Annotated in this window: 15 protein-coding genes; 8 read left to right on the top strand and 7 right to left on the bottom strand. The window is 43.8% G+C overall.

Features of this window, described 5'->3' with window-relative positions; genetic code table 11:
* Positions 1 to 222: 222 nt before the first annotated feature.
* The 7 genes from panC to sfsA form a co-directional block, all read right to left on the bottom strand.
* Positions 223 to 1,125 (bottom strand): pantoate--beta-alanine ligase, encoded by a 903-nt coding sequence (gene panC, locus DZ860_RS05035; protein ID WP_120029827.1) that lies wholly within the window; start codon positions 1,123 to 1,125, stop codon positions 223 to 225.
* 11 nt (positions 1,126 to 1,136) lie between these two features.
* Positions 1,137 to 1,931: a 3-methyl-2-oxobutanoate hydroxymethyltransferase gene (gene panB, locus DZ860_RS05030; protein WP_120029826.1), complete on the bottom strand. Its 795-nt coding sequence runs from the start codon at positions 1,929 to 1,931 to the stop codon at positions 1,137 to 1,139.
* A 24-nt stretch (positions 1,932 to 1,955) separates the two neighbouring features.
* Positions 1,956 to 2,441 carry a 2-amino-4-hydroxy-6-hydroxymethyldihydropteridine diphosphokinase gene (gene folK, locus DZ860_RS05025; RefSeq protein WP_120029825.1) on the bottom strand — a complete coding sequence of 162 codons (486 nt, stop codon included), beginning with the start codon at positions 2,439 to 2,441 and terminating at the stop codon, positions 1,956 to 1,958.
* Positions 2,438 to 3,799 (bottom strand): polynucleotide adenylyltransferase PcnB, encoded by a 1,362-nt coding sequence (pcnB, locus tag DZ860_RS05020; RefSeq protein WP_207890599.1) that lies wholly within the window; start codon positions 3,797 to 3,799, stop codon positions 2,438 to 2,440. Before pcnB ends, folK begins: the two co-directional genes overlap by 4 nt.
* 81 nt (positions 3,800 to 3,880) lie before the next feature.
* A complete protein-coding gene (gene gluQRS, locus DZ860_RS05015) occupies positions 3,881 to 4,771 on the bottom strand; it encodes a tRNA glutamyl-Q(34) synthetase GluQRS (protein WP_120029824.1) in 891 nt (296 codons plus the stop codon).
* Positions 4,772 to 4,880: 109 nt separating this feature from the next.
* The gene (dksA, locus tag DZ860_RS05010; protein ID WP_120029823.1) at positions 4,881 to 5,327 is read right to left on the bottom strand and encodes an RNA polymerase-binding protein DksA; all 447 of its coding nucleotides are present in this window, start codon (positions 5,325 to 5,327) and stop codon (positions 4,881 to 4,883) included.
* Between the two features lie 125 nt (positions 5,328 to 5,452).
* Positions 5,453 to 6,178 (bottom strand): DNA/RNA nuclease SfsA, encoded by a 726-nt coding sequence (gene sfsA / locus DZ860_RS05005; protein WP_120029822.1) that lies wholly within the window; start codon positions 6,176 to 6,178, stop codon positions 5,453 to 5,455.
* A 77-nt stretch (positions 6,179 to 6,255) separates the two neighbouring features.
* On the opposite strand from sfsA, the gene hrpB reads away from it, so the two are divergent.
* The 8 genes from hrpB (at position 6,256) to DZ860_RS04965 (ending at position 19,792) form a co-directional block, all read left to right on the top strand.
* On the top strand, positions 6,256 to 8,766 hold the full coding sequence (hrpB, locus tag DZ860_RS05000) for an ATP-dependent helicase HrpB (protein ID WP_243641806.1): 2,511 nt from the start codon (positions 6,256 to 6,258) through the stop codon (positions 8,764 to 8,766).
* Entirely contained in the window at positions 8,763 to 11,123 is a 2,361-nt protein-coding gene (gene mrcB, locus DZ860_RS04995) for a penicillin-binding protein 1B (protein ID WP_120029821.1), read from the top strand. Before hrpB ends, mrcB begins: the two co-directional genes overlap by 4 nt.
* Positions 11,124 to 11,226: 103 nt before the next feature.
* A complete protein-coding gene (locus DZ860_RS04990) occupies positions 11,227 to 13,485 on the top strand; it encodes a patatin-like phospholipase family protein (protein WP_243641808.1) in 2,259 nt (752 codons plus the stop codon).
* 262 nt (positions 13,486 to 13,747) lie between these two features.
* The gene (acnB, locus tag DZ860_RS04985) at positions 13,748 to 16,336 is read left to right on the top strand and encodes a bifunctional aconitate hydratase 2/2-methylisocitrate dehydratase (RefSeq protein WP_120029819.1); all 2,589 of its coding nucleotides are present in this window, start codon (positions 13,748 to 13,750) and stop codon (positions 16,334 to 16,336) included.
* A gap of 140 nt (positions 16,337 to 16,476) precedes the next feature.
* Positions 16,477 to 16,848, top strand: a complete 372-nt coding sequence (locus tag DZ860_RS04980) for a YacL family protein (RefSeq protein WP_120029818.1) — start codon at positions 16,477 to 16,479, stop codon at positions 16,846 to 16,848.
* 172 nt (positions 16,849 to 17,020) lie between these two features.
* Positions 17,021 to 17,359 carry a P-II family nitrogen regulator gene (gene glnK, locus DZ860_RS04975; RefSeq protein ID WP_120029817.1) on the top strand — a complete coding sequence of 113 codons (339 nt, stop codon included), beginning with the start codon at positions 17,021 to 17,023 and terminating at the stop codon, positions 17,357 to 17,359.
* Positions 17,360 to 17,385: 26 nt separating this feature from the next.
* Positions 17,386 to 18,615: an ammonium transporter gene (locus tag DZ860_RS04970; protein WP_120029816.1), complete on the top strand. Its 1,230-nt coding sequence runs from the start codon at positions 17,386 to 17,388 to the stop codon at positions 18,613 to 18,615.
* Positions 18,616 to 18,778: 163 nt separating this feature from the next.
* Positions 18,779 to 19,792 carry a Fe(3+) ABC transporter substrate-binding protein gene (locus DZ860_RS04965; protein WP_120029815.1) on the top strand — a complete coding sequence of 338 codons (1,014 nt, stop codon included), beginning with the start codon at positions 18,779 to 18,781 and terminating at the stop codon, positions 19,790 to 19,792.
* Positions 19,793 to 19,811 lie beyond the last annotated feature (19 nt).

Here is a 19,811-nt window from a genome sequence, read left to right as displayed (position 1 = left end):
CATTGAGATGATGTTCTTGGCAAAACTCAGCGGTAATCTGTAACTCTTTAGAAAACTCAGACATAAAAAAATCGGCCTCAACTATGTTGAGACCGATTATGAACCCTGCTCAGGATCGTTCAATTATTTAAAACGATCAGCATTAGTCCATTGGACAACCTTTTTTATTGCTCATCTATACTGTACATCGCTCTTTATTGAACCTAGATTCATGATTGAACGTTAGCTTTCAGATGACTCACTTTCTGTATTCTCAGATTCGTCTTTTGATTCAATGGTTAAATCAACCGTTTGATTGTCAATAAGGCGAGCTTTACCTAAGAATGCTGACATCAAGATAACCGCTTGAGTGGTTTCAATGCTGATGTCTTGTAATGTGCGAGCATCACGAATGAAAATTTCATCAGGCTGTAGGCCTGCTGCGCGGAGTTGATCGCTTGCATCTTCGATAACAGAAGCGTAATCATCACGACCGCCACGAATCGCGCTACTGATCCAGCGCATAGTACGAGCAAGTACTGGGGCGCGTTGACGCTCATCAATGGTCAATAGGCCATTACGAGAACTCATGGCTAAACCGTCCATTTCACGAACAGTTGGTACACCAATAATCTCGATATCCATAGCAAGATCATCCGTCATTTTGCGAATGATGGCTAACTGTTGGAAATCTTTCTCACCAAAACAAGCAACATCAGGTTGAACGATATTGAATAGCTTGGTCACAATCGTTGATACACCACGGAAGTGCCCAGGGCGAGAAGCTCCTTCTAGCATGGTGGACAAGACTGGCACATCGACAGAAGTTTGTTTATCTAAACCATCAGGATAGATAATTTCAGGTGTTGGAGTGAAGACAAGTTCAACACCTTCACTGCCTAGCTTTGCTAAGTCTTCCTCGAGAGTGCGAGGATAGTTATTTAAGTCATCCGTACGCTCAAATTGCATAGGATTAACAAAAATACTTACCACAACCACATCAGCGTGTTCACGAGCTTTGCGAACTAACGTCAAATGACCATCGTGTAAATTGCCCATGGTCGGTACAAAGGCGATTTTACGCCCTTCACGCTTAAACTGCTTAAGGTGTTCGCGTAACGCAGAAATTTCAGCAAAAGTATGCATTCAGTGGTCCTTTAAGCAATGGTATGGGCAGCATCAGGGAAGGCACCGCTTTGGACGTCTTCGATATATTTAGCAATCGCTTTACGCATGTCACCAGTTTCAGCTAAGAAATCTTTTGAGAATTTCGGCATATAGTTAGCCGAAATACCAAACATGTCATGCATCACAAGGATTTGACCGTCGGTCACGTTACCTGCGCCAATACCAATGACTGGAACATCCAGCACTTCGGTAATACGTGCAGCAAGCTCAGATGGAATACATTCCAATAGGACAATTTGTGCACCAGCTTCTTGCAATGCTAATGCATCACGAACCATACGATCTGCTTTTTCTTGATCGCGACCTTGCACTCGGAATCCACCAAAAATATTGACAGATTGTGGTGTTAATCCTAGATGCGCACAAACCGGAACAGCGCGTTCAGTTAGCATTTTGACGGTTTCAACCAGCCAATCGCCACCTTCAATTTTTACCATGTTTGCGCCAGCGCGCATTAACTTGCCTGCGTTCTCACAAGCTTGCTCAGGCGTTGCGTAGCTCATAAATGGCATATCAGCCATAACTAGACTATTTGGGCTTCCTGCGCGCACACAGCGCGTGTGGTAAGCAATTTCATCAGTAGTAACAGGTAAAGTGTCAGTTTTACCCTGCAATACCATGCCTAGTGAATCACCGACAAGCAGTACCGGCATTTCTTGGCTTTCAAAAAGTTGAGCAAAACTCGCATCGTATGCGGTAGACGTTGCAAATTTACGACCTTCTTGCTTCCATTTAAGCAGATCGTTGATAGTAATCTTTTTCATTATTTAATCCTTACTCGGAGTTGGCTATGACTGCCAAGTACTGAGTCCATTACGATCTACTTGTGTCAGTAATACGCTTAACTCAGTCCCATCAGGGAGCGTTAAATTTGGTGCGATTTCAGCAAGTGGGTAAAGGACGAATTCTCGTTGTTTCATTCCATAATGAGGAATGGTTAACCGTGGTGAATCCATCACCTCATTGCCATATAAGATGATATCTAAATCTAGGGTTCTTGGCCCCCAGCGTTCATCTTTACGGACACGCCCTTGCTCTTGCTCGATAGCTTGGGTGCAATCGAGCAGTTCAAGAGGTGTTAATTCAGTTTGGATAGCCACAACAGCATTGATGTAGTCAGGTTGATTTTGCGGCCCCATCGGAGTGCTACTGTATAGCATAGAGGCCTGCAAAAACTCTGATCTAGGTAACTGTTTTAATGCATCAATAGCAGTCTTGGCTTGAGCAACAGGGTCGCCCAGATTACTGCCTACTGCAATGTAGGCTGTAATCATGATTCGCTTGAGCTCTTTTTCTTACGATAATTCTTTTTGCGTCGATTTGGCTTTGGTGATGCACTATCAAGATCATTCGCCATCGCTTGACGCATGTTACGTCCTGCGTTTTGGAATGTACTCCACCATTTAGCGAGGAGTTCAGTTTCTCCCCCTTCGATTTCTGCACGCATGTCGAGGAAATCGTAACCAGCACGGAACTTATTCAGCTCCATTAGACGGAAAGCACGTTTACCATTACGACGAGGTAGACGTAGTTGTAACTGCCAAATTTCTCGAATGGTTGCGGTATGACGACGAGGAATAGCAATAGTTTTTACTTGCTGATCCAAAATGATGTTACTCGCTTCCATTACGGCATCGTAATCAGCCATTTTGTGTGACGCCATGAGCTTCTCAGCTTGAGCAAGCAGTGGATACCAAAGAATCGCAGCGAACATGAAAGCAGGGTTAATACGTTTACCCTCTTCAATGCGTTGATCGGTGGAATCCAAAACTAAGTCGAGCATTTGTTCCGTCTTTGATGAGTAATCCTCTGTGAATTGCTCTGCAATCGCAGGGAAAAGCTGCTGGAACAAGTTGTACTCACGCATAAGATGATACGTTTCTAGGCCGAAGCCCGTTTGTAGCATCTTTAATGATTCTTCATAGAGGCGTGCCGCAGGAATATCTTGCAATAGGTGTGCAAGATGCTCGATAGGTTCAGCGGTATCTTCTTCTATATCGAAGTCCAGTTTTACAGCAAAACGAACTGCACGTAGCATTCGCACTGGATCTTCGCGGTAGCGAGTCTCTGGGTGGCCTAATAAACGAATCAGTTGGTCTTCTAGATCTTCCATTCCGCCAGCGTAGTCATGAATCGCATAGGTTCCGATGTTGTAGTACATCGCATTGATGGTGAAGTCACGACGTTCAGCATCTTCATCAACAGTGCCATAGACGTTATCACGCAACAACATGCCTTCTTTTGACTGCTGAGCCACTTGGTTGTTTGGTTCTTGATGGTGACCTCGAAACGTAGCCACTTCGATAATGTCACGGCCAAACATGATATGTGCTAGGCGGAAACGTCGACCAATTAGGCGGCAGTTTCGAAATAGTCCACGGATCTCTTCTGGTGTCGCATTCGTAGCGATATCAAAATCTTTTGGCGTTTGGCCTAAAAGTAAATCACGCACGCCGCCACCAACTAGGTAGGCATCGAAGCCGGCACCATGAAGTCGGTATAGCACCTTCAGTGCGTTATCACTGATACGTTTGCGCGAAATACTGTGCTCTTGGCGAGTGAGAATATTTAGAGCGAGCTCTGAACCGGCCATTGTCTCGCTTGGTGTATAGTCGTTTTTATTCATGTGCATCTGGCAATCGTTGTGAGTGGCAACCTTGCTCTCGTTTAAATTTTGACGGCCCGTTCGGGCGAATTTGCGGCTAATGATAGCTTACCGAGCGCGGTTTGAGAATCTCGGCGTGATCTCTGTTGTATCAGGTAACTGCGAAAGGCACCAATTATGAATGCCCCAAGTGATGATTTCTTCAACACTTGCATTGTCCATATCAGCTTCCAATTTGAAGCCTAAAAATTGCATTGCATCAAGCAATGCGGGTATTGGGGCTGAATTATCAATCGCTTCTGCATGGTTTTGCTTTGAGAGTTTATGACCATTTTCATCTAATGCCAATGGTAAATGCAGATAACTAACTGGTGATTTATTCAACATTTGGTACAAGCTAATTTGTCGGCCAGTTGGCTCAATTAAATCGGCACCTCGAACGACTTCGGTGATATTTTGGTCAATATCATCCAATACGACCGCAAGATTATAGGCAAACAACCCATCGCGTCGTTTAATAATGAAGTCTTCATTAGCCAGTGGTTTGGGAATGAGTAACTCCCCATGTTTTTCGTCATGGAACTGATAAATAGGATGTGTCATTCTCAGACGAATAGCTTGTTGCCCATCTGGCGCCAGTTTTTTATCTCGACACAGACCGGAATAAAACCCACCGGTTTCTTTAATCTGTTTGCGGGTGCACTGACAGTAGTACGCTTGCCCTGTAGTGAGCCATTGATCGATTTGATTTTGGTATAACGCGTGACGTTGACTTTGGTAAACCACCTCGCCATCCCAGTGGAGTTGATAGGCTTCCAGTGTACGTAAAATCAAATCTGATGCGCCAGACATCTCCCTTGGTGGGTCTAGATCCTCAATTCGAACCAACCATTTACCTTGCTGAGATTTTGCTTGGAAATAGCTTCCTAATGCAGCAATAAGAGAACCAAAATGGAGGGGGCCAGATGGGGATGGGGCAAAGCGACCAATGTAACTCATGATATTATTCAACCTAGTTAACATATCTTCACGCTATGAATAGAGCGCGGAAAAATAAAACCAAAAAGGGAGCTTGCGCTCCCTCTTAATTGCTTGTCAATCTAGGCGATTAACCTTGCATTTGCTTTTCTTTAATCTCTGCAAGAGTTTTGCAATCGATACAAAGATCAGCTGTTGGACGGGCTTCTAAACGACGAATACCAATCTCAACACCACATGACTCACAGAAGCCGAAATCGTCTTCTTCAATTTTAGTCAGTGTCTTTTCAATTTTCTTGATTAGACGGCGCTCACGGTCACGGTTACGCAGTTCAAGACTGAACTCTTCTTCTTGAGAAGCACGGTCAACTGGGTCAGGAAAGTTCGCCGCCTCGTCCTGCATATGGTGAACTGTGCGATCAACTTCAACACGAAGTTGGTTGCGCCAAGCTGACAAAATTTTACTGAAATGAGTCATTTGCTCAGGTGACATGTACTCTTCACCTGCTTTCTCTTGATACGGCTCAACACCGGCAATGGCTAGGATGCCAATCGCTTTTTTCTTTAATTCTGGCATGCAGCATCTCCTACTAACACCTAGTCAACTGCGAAGCAGTCAATTTTTAGGCGGGTATCTATAGCAAAAACCAATCATGGAGGCAAATACTGAAGAGTAAACTTATTGTCAATGTGAAGACCGCATCATTTTTCTTGTGAAAAAGAAAAGCCTACAGCCTTTGTTAGTTTCATCTCAATATTGGAAAGTTCGGCTCTGTAGCACAAAACTTCCACTCCCTGTTTGATTGCGTGTTTTAGTAATTGTGAATAATTGGCGTCTATATGGTGTGCTGGAGACACTTTTTCAATGCCTGAATGTAAAACAGTGAATAAAAGTATGGCCCGATTTCCATTTTGTGCCATCTCCGTTAACTCTCTTAGGTGTTTTTGTCCTCGAGTTGTTACCGCATCAGGGAAAAAACCTTGTCCTTGATGATCAGAATCTAGCAGCGTGACACTTTTGACTTCTATATAACACGTCGGCTTATCATTTGATTTGAGTAAGATATCAATCCGACTATTTTCACTGCCATATTTCACCTCTGTTTGAAGTTGATCATAACCTTGCAGTTCATCAATAACACCAGCGTTGATTGCTTCTACCGCCAAAAGGTTAGCTCGAGCGGTGTTAACACAAATTCGGTCGCCTTGCGCCGTTTCTGCTAGTTCCCAGCTGTTTGGGTATTTACGTTTTGGGTTATCTGACGTTGAATACCATACTCGGTTTCCTGAATCTGCACAGCCAGTCATCGCGCCGGTGTTAGCACAGTGAATTGTTCGAGTTGTGCCATCTTCCAATGTGATATCAGCGAGAAAACGTTTATAGCGCTTAATGAGTGTGGCGGGTTGGAGTGGTGATGAAAACTTCATATGGCGGCCCTATACCTGTGAGATATCTATAGAGGATGACGCTCGATGGTTGCGATAGAAATAAACCAACGAGTACAATGCGATCAACATTACACCATAAGGGTTTTCCATTGTCACAATTGCCTATCGAAGATGTCCTACCTGAGTTATTTTCTGCGCTTGAAGACGCATCTCAAGTCATCCTAAAAGCGCCACCGGGAGCAGGTAAGTCAACGCATTTTCCTCTTCAATTGTTATTGTCGAAGTCTTATCGTGGCAAAATCATTATGCTTGAACCTAGGCGTCTTGCTGCGCGTAATATTGCTCGCTATCTTGCTCAGCAACTGGGTGAGGAGGTCGGTCAACGAGTGGGTTATCGTGTACGAGGTGAAACCAAAGTCAGTGATAAAACCCAGCTTGAAATTGTGACAGAAGGCATCATGACTCGACTTATTCAGTCTGATCCTGAATTATCGGGTATCGACTTGGTGATTTTTGATGAATTTCACGAACGCAGTATTCACGCTGATACCGCATTAGCGTTTTGTTTGGAAATCCAAGACGCATTTCGCGATGACTTGAAGATTGTCGTCATGTCAGCAACATTGGATCGCTCAGCTTTGATTGGGCTATTACCTGAGGCGCAGTATATCGAGTCGCTTGGACGCTGTTTTCCTGTTGAGTACCGTTATGCACCACTAAAAGCTAATCAACGTTTAACTGACGCTATGGCTCGGCAAATACAATCATTAATGGAACAAGAGTCCGGTTCTTTATTGGCATTTTTACCCGGTGTTGCAGCGATTAAACAAGTTCAAGAGCGCCTTGAAACAGAATCTCTTGGGTTTGATGTGTGTCCCCTCTATGGCCAATTGAGCTTTGCTCAACAACAAGCCGCGATTCAACCTGCAGGAATTCGTTCCGATGGTACTGAGCGGAGAAAAGTGGTTCTTGCTACCAATATCGCGGAAACGTCATTAACAATAGAGGGAATTCGAATTGTTGTTGATTCTGGTCTTGAGCGCGTTGCAAAGTTTGATCTGAAAAGTGGTGTAACAAAGTTAGAACAACTTCGTATTGCGCAATCCTCGGCTGAGCAGCGAGCAGGCCGTGCAGGTCGTATTGAAGCGGGCATTTGTGTTCGCTTGTACAGTGAGAGTCAACTTAAACAGCAGCCCGCAGTGCCACAAGCGGAAATTCTTCATACTGACCTGTCTGGCCTTGCTCTTGAGTTAGCGCAATGGGGAGCGGTCAATGTTGATGATCTCAAATGGTTGGATGTTCCGCCACAAAGTGCTTTGAATCAAGCTCGTTCATTATTAGTGCAATTGGAATTAATAGATGAAGCTCATCAACTGACGCTAGAGGGGGGCTTGGCGCATCAACTTGGTTTAGAACCACGTATTGCAGCGATGTTGGTATCCGCAAAAAACAACCCGATATGGTTACCCAGCGCATTGGCTTTAGCGGCGTTATTGGAAGAACTTGAACGCAATGTTGTAGATTTTCAACATAGTGTGCATCGTTTTATTCAAGGCCGACATACGAAGCAAAAAGTGGTTTGGCAGCGAGCCAAGCAATTGGCGACAAAACTGGGCTGTGCTTTCTCCTTAAATCAAGTCGACGAGCGTTATATCAGTTTATTACTTGCCATAGCTTACCCGGATCGTATTGCCCAGCGTCGAAATCAACAAGCTGGTCGCTTTCTATTGTCAAACGGACACGGTGCTGAACTGATGGATAGTGAGCGTTTGGCGGATAGTGATTATCTTGTGGCTATTGACCTTATGCGGACCCATCAAGATGCCTCCGTCATTTTTACCGCAGCAGAATTGGATCTTCAGCAGTTAGAACAAGCGTTGCCGCTGCGTTTTGATGTGACCGAGTTAGTGGATTGGGACGAAGAAAAAGGTAAGCTAGTCGCAGAAGAAAGAACCATGCTGGGGAAATTAATTGTTCGCAAGCGGATGCTAGCGGCGCCACCGGCAGAAAAAATGACCGAAGCTTTACTTAATTTTGTGCGTCGAAAAGGACTTTCAGCATTAAATTGGAGCCCAAATAGTCAAGATACCCTTGCTCGCATTCGTTGTGCTGTAGCATGGCTACCTGAACAAGATTGGCCAGCAATGGATGATGCTGCATTACTTGATGAGTTAGAAGAGTGGCTTACACCTTATTTGCTAGGTGTTAATTCTCTGAAATCATTAGCTAAAATAGATCTAGAAGCCGCATTGTTTGCTCGCCTTGGTTGGCCTTTAAACCAAGAGATTAATCAATGGTTACCTATTCATTATGTTTTACCTACTGGGAACGTTAAGAGAATTCGTTATCAAGATGGCGAAGAACCCGTGTTGTCAGTACGTATGCAAGAGGTTTTTGGTGAAAAGTCCTCACCACAAATCGCGCTTGGAAGAAAAACATTGGTACTAGAGTTACTGTCACCGGCGCAGAGACCGCTGCAAGTGACGCGAGACTTAGCGAGTTTCTGGCAAGGCTCGTATAGCGAAGTAAAAAAAGAGATGAAAGGGCGATACCCAAAACATGTGTGGCCAGATGACCCTGCGAACCACGTTGCAACCAGTAAAACTAAACGACAATTGAATTCATGACCAAGAAAAAAACAGCAGCAACGCCAAGTGCTCCCGTTAAAAAAACGGTGCGTAAAAAAGCACCCAAAGCAAATAAGCCTAAAAAACCTAAAGGTGGCCGTTCATGGTTGAAAACCTTATGGGGAATAAGCTGGAAAGTTGGACTCGCGACGTTTGCGGTATTGGTGTTTGTCGGGATTTACCTCGATAGTGTCGTAAAGCAAAGGTTTGAAGGGCAATTATTTGAATTGCCAACCGTGGTGTATGCAAGAATTTTGACCCTTGAACCTGGTGACGACATCAGTTTAAAAGAAGTGCGCAATGAGCTCGATGTATTGAATTATCGTAAAGTGAGCCAACCACACTACCCAGGCGAATATTCATCTTCATCGACAAAAATTGAGCTGATTCGACGACCATTTGAATTTACTGATGGGCCAGAGCCTGATCGTCATGCGATGTTGTACTTTGACCAATCAGGATTGCAACGTATCCAGTCGCTAGAGAAAAAAGGCGATTTAGGTTATTTACGAATCGAGCCTAAAATGCTTGGCATGTTGGAAAAAAACAAAGATGAACAACGACTGTTTTTACGCCGAGAGCAATTTCCGGAAGTCATGATTGATGCACTGTTGGTGACAGAAGATCGTAGCTTCTACCAACATGATGGTGTTTCTCCTATTGCAATTGCACGCGCACTTGTCGCAAATGTTAAAGCAGGGCGCACTGTACAAGGCGGAAGTACGCTAACGCAGCAGTTGGCTAAAAATCTGTTTTTGTCCAGCGATAGAACATTGTGGCGTAAAGTACGAGAAGCTTACATTGCTCTGATTTTGGATTACCGTTATTCAAAAGATCGTTTACTAGAAGCTTATCTGAATGAAGTCTACTTGGGGCAAAGCGGCGGTGAAGCTGTACATGGTTTTGGTTTAGCATCTCGTTTGTATTTTGGGCAGCCAATTCAAGAGCTACGCATTGATCAATTAGCGCTACTTGTCGGGATGGTTAAAGGCCCGTCATATTACAATCCGATTCGTTTCCCTGAGCGAGCGAAAGAGCGCCGTGATTTAGTTTTAAGACTGATGATGCAGCAAAATGTACTGACCGCTAGTGAATTTGATCAAGCGGCAAGTCGCCCATTAGATATTCAAAAGAATCCTAAAATAGCGAGTCGTCAACCATCTTATTTTCAACAACTGCAAATTGAGTTGAAAGAGAAAGTTGGTGAGGCTTATAGCGCAGATAAAGGGCTAAAAGTCTTCACGTCTCTTGATCCCGTTTCACAAAATGAACTGGAACAAGCGATTGCGAAAAAGGTTCCTCAACTCGCAAAGGTGGCGGGTAATGAATTGGAAGGAGCTGCGATAGCGGTCGATCGACACTCTGGGGAAATCCGCGCCATGGTCGGGGGGAAACGCACAGGGTACGATGGTTTCAATCGAGCGCTTAACGCTAGTCGCCAGATTGGTTCCTTAGCGAAACCAGCGGTTTACCTCACGGCATTAGCGCAGCCTGATCATTATAATTTGGCCACAACATTGCAGGATCGCCCGTTTAGTCTGAAAGGCAGCCAAGGGAATGTTTGGTCGCCGAGAAACTACGATCGAAAATATCGTGGTGAGGTGCCATTGTATTTAGCTCTAGCGAAATCTTTGAATGTCCCAACCGTTCGGTTAGGTATGCAGTTAGGTATCGACAATGTTATTGATACATTTACGCAGTTAGGTGTTGATAAACAAGAGATTAAACCGGTTCCATCGATGTTCTTAGGCTCATTTACGTTGACGCCTTTCCAAGTAGCACAGATGTACCAAACTCTGACAAATTCAGGGAAAAAAGCCAAGCTATCTGCTCTACGTTCCGTTTCCGATTTGGATGGTAATGTATTGTATCAATCAATTCCGTCAGTGACGCAAACTGTCGATCAGCAAGCTGCTTGGTTGACAACCTATGCGATGAAACGTGGCGTGATGGAAGGTACGGGACGTTTCCTTAATGCACAATTTTCTTGGGCTGCCTTAGCCGGAAAAACAGGTACCAGTAACGATACTCGAGACAGCTGGTTTGTTGGTGTTGATGGTCGAGAAGTGACGACGATTTGGCTAGGACGAGATGATAACAAATCGACTAAGCTGACTGGTTCAAGTGGTGCGTTACGCGTCTATGCTGAATATTTGCAGCATAGAATTCCGCAAAAATTATCACTACCGTGGCCAAAAGATATCACGACGATAGGTTTTGCGAAGCTGCCGCAAGGTGGGCTAACTCTAGACTGTAATAATAACTTCAAATTGCCAGTGTGGGATGCCAATGAAACACTGCAAAAACAATGTAGCAATCAACCGGTTGAATGGATCAAAAAACTCTTCACTTGGTAATGTTTGATTAATGGGAAAAAATCCAAGCGGATGCTAGTGGTTTTTATGAACGCGAAGGAAAACGTTGGTGCGCAAGTTAGGTCTGTATTTAATCGCTTCTTCGATCGTTCTCAGTAGCCCTGTGTGGGCTGTTGAGAACGAATCGAGCTCTTCTAAGAAACATCCTAAAGTCGCCGTTGTACTTGCTGGTGGCGGCGCGAAAGGAGCGGCACATATTGGTGTGCTAAAAGCGCTAGAAGAGTTGAAAATTCCCGTCGACTACATTGCGGGCACAAGTATGGGGGCGTATGTCGGTGGCTTATATGCCACGGGTATGAGTGCCGATGAGATTGAGAGTTTCATCTTCAGTGTCGATTGGAACAATGGTTATCGAGATCGCGTCGATCGCAGTCACCGCCGTGTTCGAGACAAAGAATATGAAGATCGATACCAAATAAAAACCGATCTTGGCTTACGCTTTGGTGAAGTTCGCGCACCAACAGGTGTTGTGCAAGGGCAGAACATGCTGAGAATTTTGCGCGAAACAACGGGGAACCTCGGTGCATTTGAATCGTTCGATGACCTTGCGATTCCATACCGTTCAGTGGCGACCGATATCCTCGAATTAAAAGAGGTAGTGCTCGATGATGGCTATCTGGTGGATGCTATGATGGCGAGTATGTCGGTTCCAGGAGCCTTACCACCTTATAAATTAAACGGACAAATGTTGGTAGATGGCGGTGTGGTTAATAACATGCCGGTTGATATCGCTAAGCAAATGGGCGCAGATGTGGTGATTGCCGTCGACATCAGCACCGACTATAAAAATGAAGAGGACTTCACAAATTTCTTCACGGTTGCCGATCAATTGTCTAACTACCTCGTACGCCGAAGTACTGAAGAACAGGCGAAATTAATGTCAGAGGATGATGTTTATTTGCGACCTAATGTTGGAGATATGGAAACGGTTGAGTTTGATAAAATGCCCAATGCATTTCAGGCCGGTTACCACGCTGCCTATGAAGTTGCGAGTAAACTCAAGGGATTGTCTGTTTCAACGGCAGAATATCAACGTTATATTGATGAAAAACAAAAGGCGCGCAAAGCGTTGCAATATGGCGATGAAATTGAAATTGATCGGATTGTTATCAACAACAACACCCATTTTAGCGACACTATTCTCGCCAATCGTTTGAATTTGGATTCGGGGAAAACTCTCGATAGCAAAGAGATAGAAAAAGGGATTGAAGATCTTTACGCATTAGATCGCTTTGAGCTTGTCACTTACAAGTACAGTAAAGACGATAACATTGACGAGCTTGTGATTGATGTAAATGAAAAATCTTGGGGACCCAATTACCTTAACTTTCGTTTTTTCCTTGAGGATGACTTCAAAACAGACAGTCAATATAGTATCGGCGTATCAAGTAATTTTACCAATCTTGGTATCGACGGTGCAGAACTGACGATGAATCTTGATATGGGAACGGATAAGCTCGCAGAGATTGAACTCTATTCGCCAATCTCTTCAAGTCAGAAGCTCTTTACCGCCGCTAGTTTGTTGTACAGCAGTGAGAAACGTAATATCCCTCTGACGGATTTGGATTCACCCGATATTGGATCTGTGTATGATTTTATCCCTATTAATTACTCAGAAGTGACCGCAGAGCTTGCGTTTGGAATACAGCCGGCCTTATGGCAAGAGCTTCGTTTTGGTGGGCGATATAGCGATGGTTATGTTGAGTATTCGGGCTTCTCTTCTATTGGACGACAACACTTTGATCGAATGGGTGCATTTGCCAACTATCGCCTCGATACTTTGGATGATTTTGCATTTCCAACCAAGGGTTGGTTCGTCAATCTAGACTACCTGATCTCCCACGACCGAGGTCCCGGCGAGGCTAACTTTAGCCAGAATGATACTGTTCAAGAAGATACTGTCTTTGAAATTTCGGCGAATTTTAAAGGTGCAGCCAGTCACCACCGTCATACTTTAGTCGCGCAATTAGATCTTGGTGTCGTAGAAAGTAAAAATTCCGAGCTACCACTCAATCCGAAAGAGCTGGGCGGATTTTTAAATCTATCGGGTATTCCACGTAATAGCTTGATTGGCTCTAACGTATTTTATACCAGTTTAGTTTATCGTTACCGTTGGTTTGACAATGACTTTGGCCTGTTCAATGCCCCATTTTATCTGGGTGCATCACTGGAGCATGGTGGAGTTTGGTCAGACAATGATCTTGAATTGAAAGATGCTCCTTTATACAACGCGGCGTCTATTTTTGCCGGAATTGATTCTCCTATCGGACCTATCTTGCTTTCATATGGGCGCACGGAACAGAACTTAGGTGCGGTATACCTTATTATTGGTACTACGTATTAATAGTGGAGGTTAAGCTTATTTTCCTTAGGTGAAATAGGGCTGATTTGACAAGACTTTAGTCTTAACTTGCTATGTTGGTCAAAATGATGAGATTTTAATTCAAGGTTAAATTTGCTATCCTACTGCCCACAGTTTGGCCTCTCTGGCGCTGTTTATCAGTTAAGTATCCAGGCAATGGAGAGCCAAGTTTCCAAGGATGTTCACTCCTTTTTTATACATAAAAGAGATAAAAAAGGAAGAACCGCAATGAGAGGAAAAAGTCGTGCTTGAAGCCTACCGTAAACACGTCGAAGAACGTGCTGCTGAAGGAGTTGTTCCGAGACCATTAGACGCAGAACAAGTCGCTGGTCTTGTCGAACTTCTTAAAAACCCACCTCAAGGTGAAGAAGCTGTAATTCTTGATCTGTTAGAGAATCGAATTCCCCCTGGTGTAGATGAAGCCGCTTATGTAAAAGCTGGTTTCTTGACCGCTGTGGCGAAAGGTGAAGTTTCATCCCCATTAGTTAGCCGTGAAAAAGCAGCACAATTACTTGGTACAATGCAAGGTGGTTACAACATCGCCCCGCTTGTCGAGTTGCTTGATGATGTCGTTCTCGCGCCAATTTCAGTTAAAGCACTGTCCCATACATTATTAATGTTTGATGCCTTCTACGATGTTGAAGAAAAAGCGAAAGCAGGCAATACCTTTGCTCAGCAAGTTTTAACTTCTTGGGCTGAAGCCGAATGGTTTACATCGAAAGAGAAAGTTGCGGAAAAAATCACGGTTAAAGTCTTTAAAGTGACCGGTGAAACGAACACTGATGACTTATCGCCAGCCCCAGATGCGTGGTCTCGTCCTGATATTCCTGTTCATGCGAAAGCAATGCTTAAAATGGAACGTGATGGTATCAACCCAGACGAGCCAGGAACAGTCGGTCCAATTAAGCAAATTGAAGAACTCCAAAAAGAGGGTATCCCACTGGCTTATGTTGGTGACGTTGTTGGTACCGGTTCTTCACGTAAATCGGCAACAAACTCAGTACTGTGGTTCATGGGCGATGATATCCCATATGTACCAAACAAGCGTACGGGTGGGATCTGCTTAGGTGGTAAAATTGCTCCAATCTTCTATAACACCATGGAAGATTCAGGTGCGCTACCTATTGAATTGAACGTACAAAATATGAATATGGGTGATGTCATTGATATCTACCCTTATGAAGGTGTTGTGCGTAAGAATAATGAGGAAATCTCAAGCTTTGAACTAAGCAAAGTTCTCCTTGATGAAGTGCGCGCTGGTGGCCGTATTCCTCTGATTGTTGGACGTGGCTTAACAAGCCGAGCTCGTGTTTCTCTAGGGCTAGAAGAAACGGATCTATTTGCTAAGCCGGTTGATCCATCTGCTTCTAATAAAGGTTATACCTTAGCGCAGAAAATGGTTGGTAAAGCTTGTGGCGTAGAAGGCGTCCGTGCTGGGCAGTACTGTGAGCCTAAGATGACGACAGTTGGTTCGCAAGACACAACGGGTCCAATGACGCGTGATGAGCTAAAAGATCTTGCTTGTCTTGGCTTCTCTGCTGATCTCGTGATGCAGTCTTTCTGTCACACTTCTGCTTATCCAAAACCGGTTGATGTGAATACACACCATACGTTGCCTGATTTTATTATGAACCGTGGCGGTGTATCACTGCGCCCTGGAGATGGTGTTATCCACTCTTGGCTAAACCGTATGTTGCTACCTGATACTGTTGGTACTGGTGGTGACTCACATACTCGTTTCCCTCTTGGGATTTCGTTCCCAGCAGGTTCTGGCTTGGTTGCATTCGCGGCTGCGACAGGTGTTATGCCACTAGATATGCCTGAATCTATTCTGGTGCGTTTTAAAGGTGAAATGCAGCCGGGTATCACACTGCGTGACCTCGTACATGCTATCCCTTACTACGGTATTAAACAGGGCCTATTGACGGTAGAGAAAGCCGGCAAGATCAATGAATTCTCTGGTCGTATTTTAGAGATTGAAGGGGTTGAGCATCTTAGTGTTGAGCAAGCATTTGAGCTATCAGATGCATCAGCTGAACGATCTGCAGCAGGTTGTACTGTTAAGCTATCTCAAGAATCTATCGATGAGTACTTGAACTCGAACATCACCATGTTGAAATGGATGATCGCTGAGGGTTATGGTGACCGTCGTACGATTGAGCGCCGCATTACAGCGATGGAAGAGTGGATTGCGAACCCAGAATTAATGTCTGGTGATGCTGATGCTGAATACGCACATGTCATTGAAATTGATTTGGCCGATATTGATCAACCAATTCTTTGTGCACCAAATGATCCTGATGATGCTCGCCTGTTATCTGAAGTACAAGGTACTGAAATTGATGAAGTCTTTATCGGTTCTTGTATGACGAATATTGGCCACTTCCGTGCTGCTGGTAAGCTGCTTGATAAGTTCAATGGTCAACTAGATACTCGTCTATGGGTTGCTCCGCCAACTAAGATGGATAAAGATCAGCTAACTGAAGAAGGCTATTACGGAATCTTCGGCCGCGCAGGGGTTCGAATTGAAACTCCAGGTTGTTCATTGTGCATGGGTAACCAAGCTCGTGTTGCTGATAAAGCCACAGTGATGTCAACATCGACTCGTAACTTCCCGAACCGACTAGGTACAGGTGCTAACGTTTACTTGTCTTCCGCTGAACTAGCAGCTGTTGGTGCAATTTTAGGTAAGATTCCGACTAAGGAAGAGTACCTAGAATACATGCAGCAAATTGACGCTACAGCAGCAGATACTTATCGTTACCTCAATTTCCATAAGATGGGACAGTACACGGATATCGCAGACACGGTGATTTTCCAAGAACCTGCGTAATCGTCTGTTTAGATAGATATTAAATAGCCTCTGCCTTTGTGCAGGGGCTTTTTTTCGCTGCTATTTTCTTTGATTTGGTGGAGCTCTCTAAATGATATCGTTATACTCGCGGCGATTTTCATCATGATAGAGCAGTGGTTATGGAATTTGAATTTGTCAGAAATACCTTAATGGGTGAGTACTACGTGAAATGTAGTATGGGGCATGAAATTGTTGGTCGTTGGCTTCAAGATGAAATTGGTCGAGATTTTGAAAAAATAGCTCAAGTAGAAGCCTTATGCGATCTTGCTCGAGTTCATCCACAGCAAGAGCATGTATTGCCGGGAGTTGAGATTTCGCTCTCTATCGTTGGTGATGAAGTTATTGTTCAAGAAAATGTCCTGTCTCATGGCTATGAATTGGAAGATAGCAGCGAGTTCGACTTTTACGATTGTGAAAGTACCGCAAGTTGTGGTTTGGAAGATTTTGAAATCATGATTGAACGCTGGATGGCATTCTTAACCAATCGCTAGGCGACGTTTAACTGCTTTAAATTCGTGAAAAGGCGCACCACTATGGTGCGCCTTTTTTACGTATAAGAGGTTTGAAATGCTTAAATTTCATTTAAATCAGTTGGTTAAAATTTTGGCACGGTGTTTGGATTAATCAATAAACACCAAGGACAATAATTTCAGAGAGGACGAGATGAAATTAATTAATGCCATTATTAAACCATTCAAATTGGATGATGTAAGAGAAGCTTTAGCAGATGTAGGAATCGAAGGGATGACGGTTTCTGAAGTTAAAGGTTTTGGCCGACAAAAAGGACATACCGAGCTTTATCGTGGTGCAGAATATCAAGTCGATTTCCTACCTAAGGTTAAGCTGGAAATAGCGACTCAAGCCGACAATGTAGATCGTGTGATTGAGGCGGTAAGTAAAGCAGCTCATACAGGCAAGATTGGCGACGGGAAAATTTTTGTCTACGACCTGACCCAAGCGGTACGTATTCGTACCGGTGAAATGGATAGCGAAGCGTTATAAATACAAATGGACTGGAGATAACGACTATGGACTTAACAATTACGGTAGCGGAATTACGTTACGCCTTGGATACTTTTTTCTTTCTTATTTCAGGTGCATTGGTGATGTGGATGGCGGCAGGTTTTGCCATGCTCGAAGCCGGGTTAGTGCGCTCTAAAAATACCACAGAGATACTGACTAAAAATATCTGTTTATATGCTATCGCATGTACCACCTTTTTGTTGGTGGGTTATAACATTATGTACGTTGATAATACAGAAGGTGGGTGGTTACCCTCGCTTGGAACCCTAATCGGAACTCAAGCAGAAGGGGCAGATCACTCGCTTGAGTCAGATTTTTTCTTCCAAGTTGTGTTTGTAGCGACGGCGATGTCAGTGGTTTCTGGTGCAGTTGCTGAGCGTATGAAATTGTGGTCATTCTTAATTTTCTCGGCTGTTTTAACTGCATTTATCTACCCAATGGAAGGTTATTGGACTTGGGGTGGTGGTTTCTTAGCTGAAGCTGGTTTTAGTGATTTTGCTGGTTCGGGCATTGTTCATATGGCGGGGGCATCAGCGGCACTGGCAGGGGTTCTATTATTAGGTGCTCGTAAAGGTAAGTACGGTAAAAAAGGTGAGATTTATCCGATTCCAGGTTCGAACATGCCACTGGCAACGTTAGGGACATTTATTTTGTGGTTCGGTTGGTTTGGTTTCAACGGCGGCTCTCAGTTAATGATATCTGATTTTGAAAATGCGACTGCAGTAGGCCAAATCTTTCTAAATACTAATGCGGCAGCGGCAGCAGGGGCGATTGCTTCACTGTTGGTGTGTAAAACCGTTTGGGGTAAAGCAGATCTGACTATGATTCTTAATGGTGCATTAGCAGGTTTGGTCGCAATCACTGCCGATCCGTTATCACCATCACCAATGTATGCACTCTCTATTGGTATCGCTGCTGGTGCATTAGTTGTGTTTAGTATTGTTGCCTTAGATAAGCTGAAAATTGATGATCCAGTCGGTGCTATTTCAGTGCATGGTGTGTGTGGTTTATTTGGTTTAATGGTGGTGCCATTAAGCAATGGTGATGCAACCTTTGGCGCTCAGTTGCTTGGCGCAGCAGTTATCTTTGCATGGGTATTTGGTGCAAGTTTAGTTGTCTGGGCTGTGTTGAAAGCGACGATTGGTATTCGAGTGACAGAGGAAGAAGAGCTAGAGGGAATGGATGTGCATGACTGTGGGGTTGGCGCTTATCCAGAATTTGTATCAATAAAATAATGTCGACTTAAGTAACTGAACAACACATCTTATTACAAAGACAATGATTAAAAACCTGCTACTCATAGCAGGTTTTTTTGTATTAGCATTGTTTTCTAAATAAAGATGAATATAATAACGCAACTGATAGACATTATCATTTCGATATTAAAGGATTGAACCTATGAAAAAACTGCTAACTCTTTCAGCAATTGCATGTGCAACATTATCTCCAGCAGCAATGGCAGCTGAAGAAGTCAACGTCTACTCTTATCGCCAGCCGTTTCTTGTTGAACCAATGTTCAATGAATTTACTAAAGAAACTGGCATTAAGGTAAATGTGAAGTTTGCTAAGAAAGGTTTAGCGGAAAAATTGGCTCAAGAAGGCGAATATAGTCCGGCAGATGTGGTTCTAACTACAGATATTAGCCGTCTAGCAGAATTGACCAATAAAGGTTTGGTACAAAGTGTAGACAGTGAAGTGATTGAAGCTAATGTTCCTGCACAATATCAAGATAAAGAAAACGAGTGGTTTGCTCTAACACTACGTACACGTAATGTTTACTCTTCTCGTGACCGTGTCGGTAAGCTAGGTGATGACTTCAACTACGCCGATCTCGCAAAGCCTGAATTCAAAGGTAAGATTTGTACTCGTAGCGGTAAGCACCCATATAATGTCTCTCTTGTTTCGGCAATGATCGCTGAAAATGGCGAAGCTGCAACGAAACAATGGCTTGAAGGTGTAAAGGCAAACTTAGCTCGTAAGCCTCAAGGTAATGATCGCGCACAAGTGAAAGCGATCAAAGAAGGCTTATGTGACGTTGCATTAGGTAACAGCTATTACCTAGGTAAAATGGTTAACGACGCTGAGCAAAAAGCGTGGGCAGATTCAGTTTACATTAACTTCCCTAACCAAGAAACAACGGGTACGCACGTTAATATTTCAGGTATGGCAATGGCTAAATACGCGCCAAACCAAGAGAATGCTCTTAAGTTAATGGAATTTTTAACGGGTGATAAAGCACAACAAATGTACGCAGAAGTAAACTATGAGTACCCAGTAAAACCAGGTGTGAAACCATCTGAGTTGGTTGCTTCATGGGGTGAGTTCAAAGCGGATCCAATTTCACTTGATGATATTGCATCGCACCATGCTGCGGCAATTAAGCTTTTAGACGAAGTGAAATTTGACCTTTAATAAGTGCAAGGGGTATAAC

The sequence above is a fragment of the Vibrio sinensis genome (genome assembly GCF_003605645.1).
Taxonomy (GTDB): domain Bacteria; phylum Pseudomonadota; class Gammaproteobacteria; order Enterobacterales; family Vibrionaceae; genus Vibrio; species Vibrio sinensis.
The sequence above is the reverse complement of the archived record's forward strand: the minus strand, read 5'-3'. Positions and strand labels throughout refer to the sequence as shown.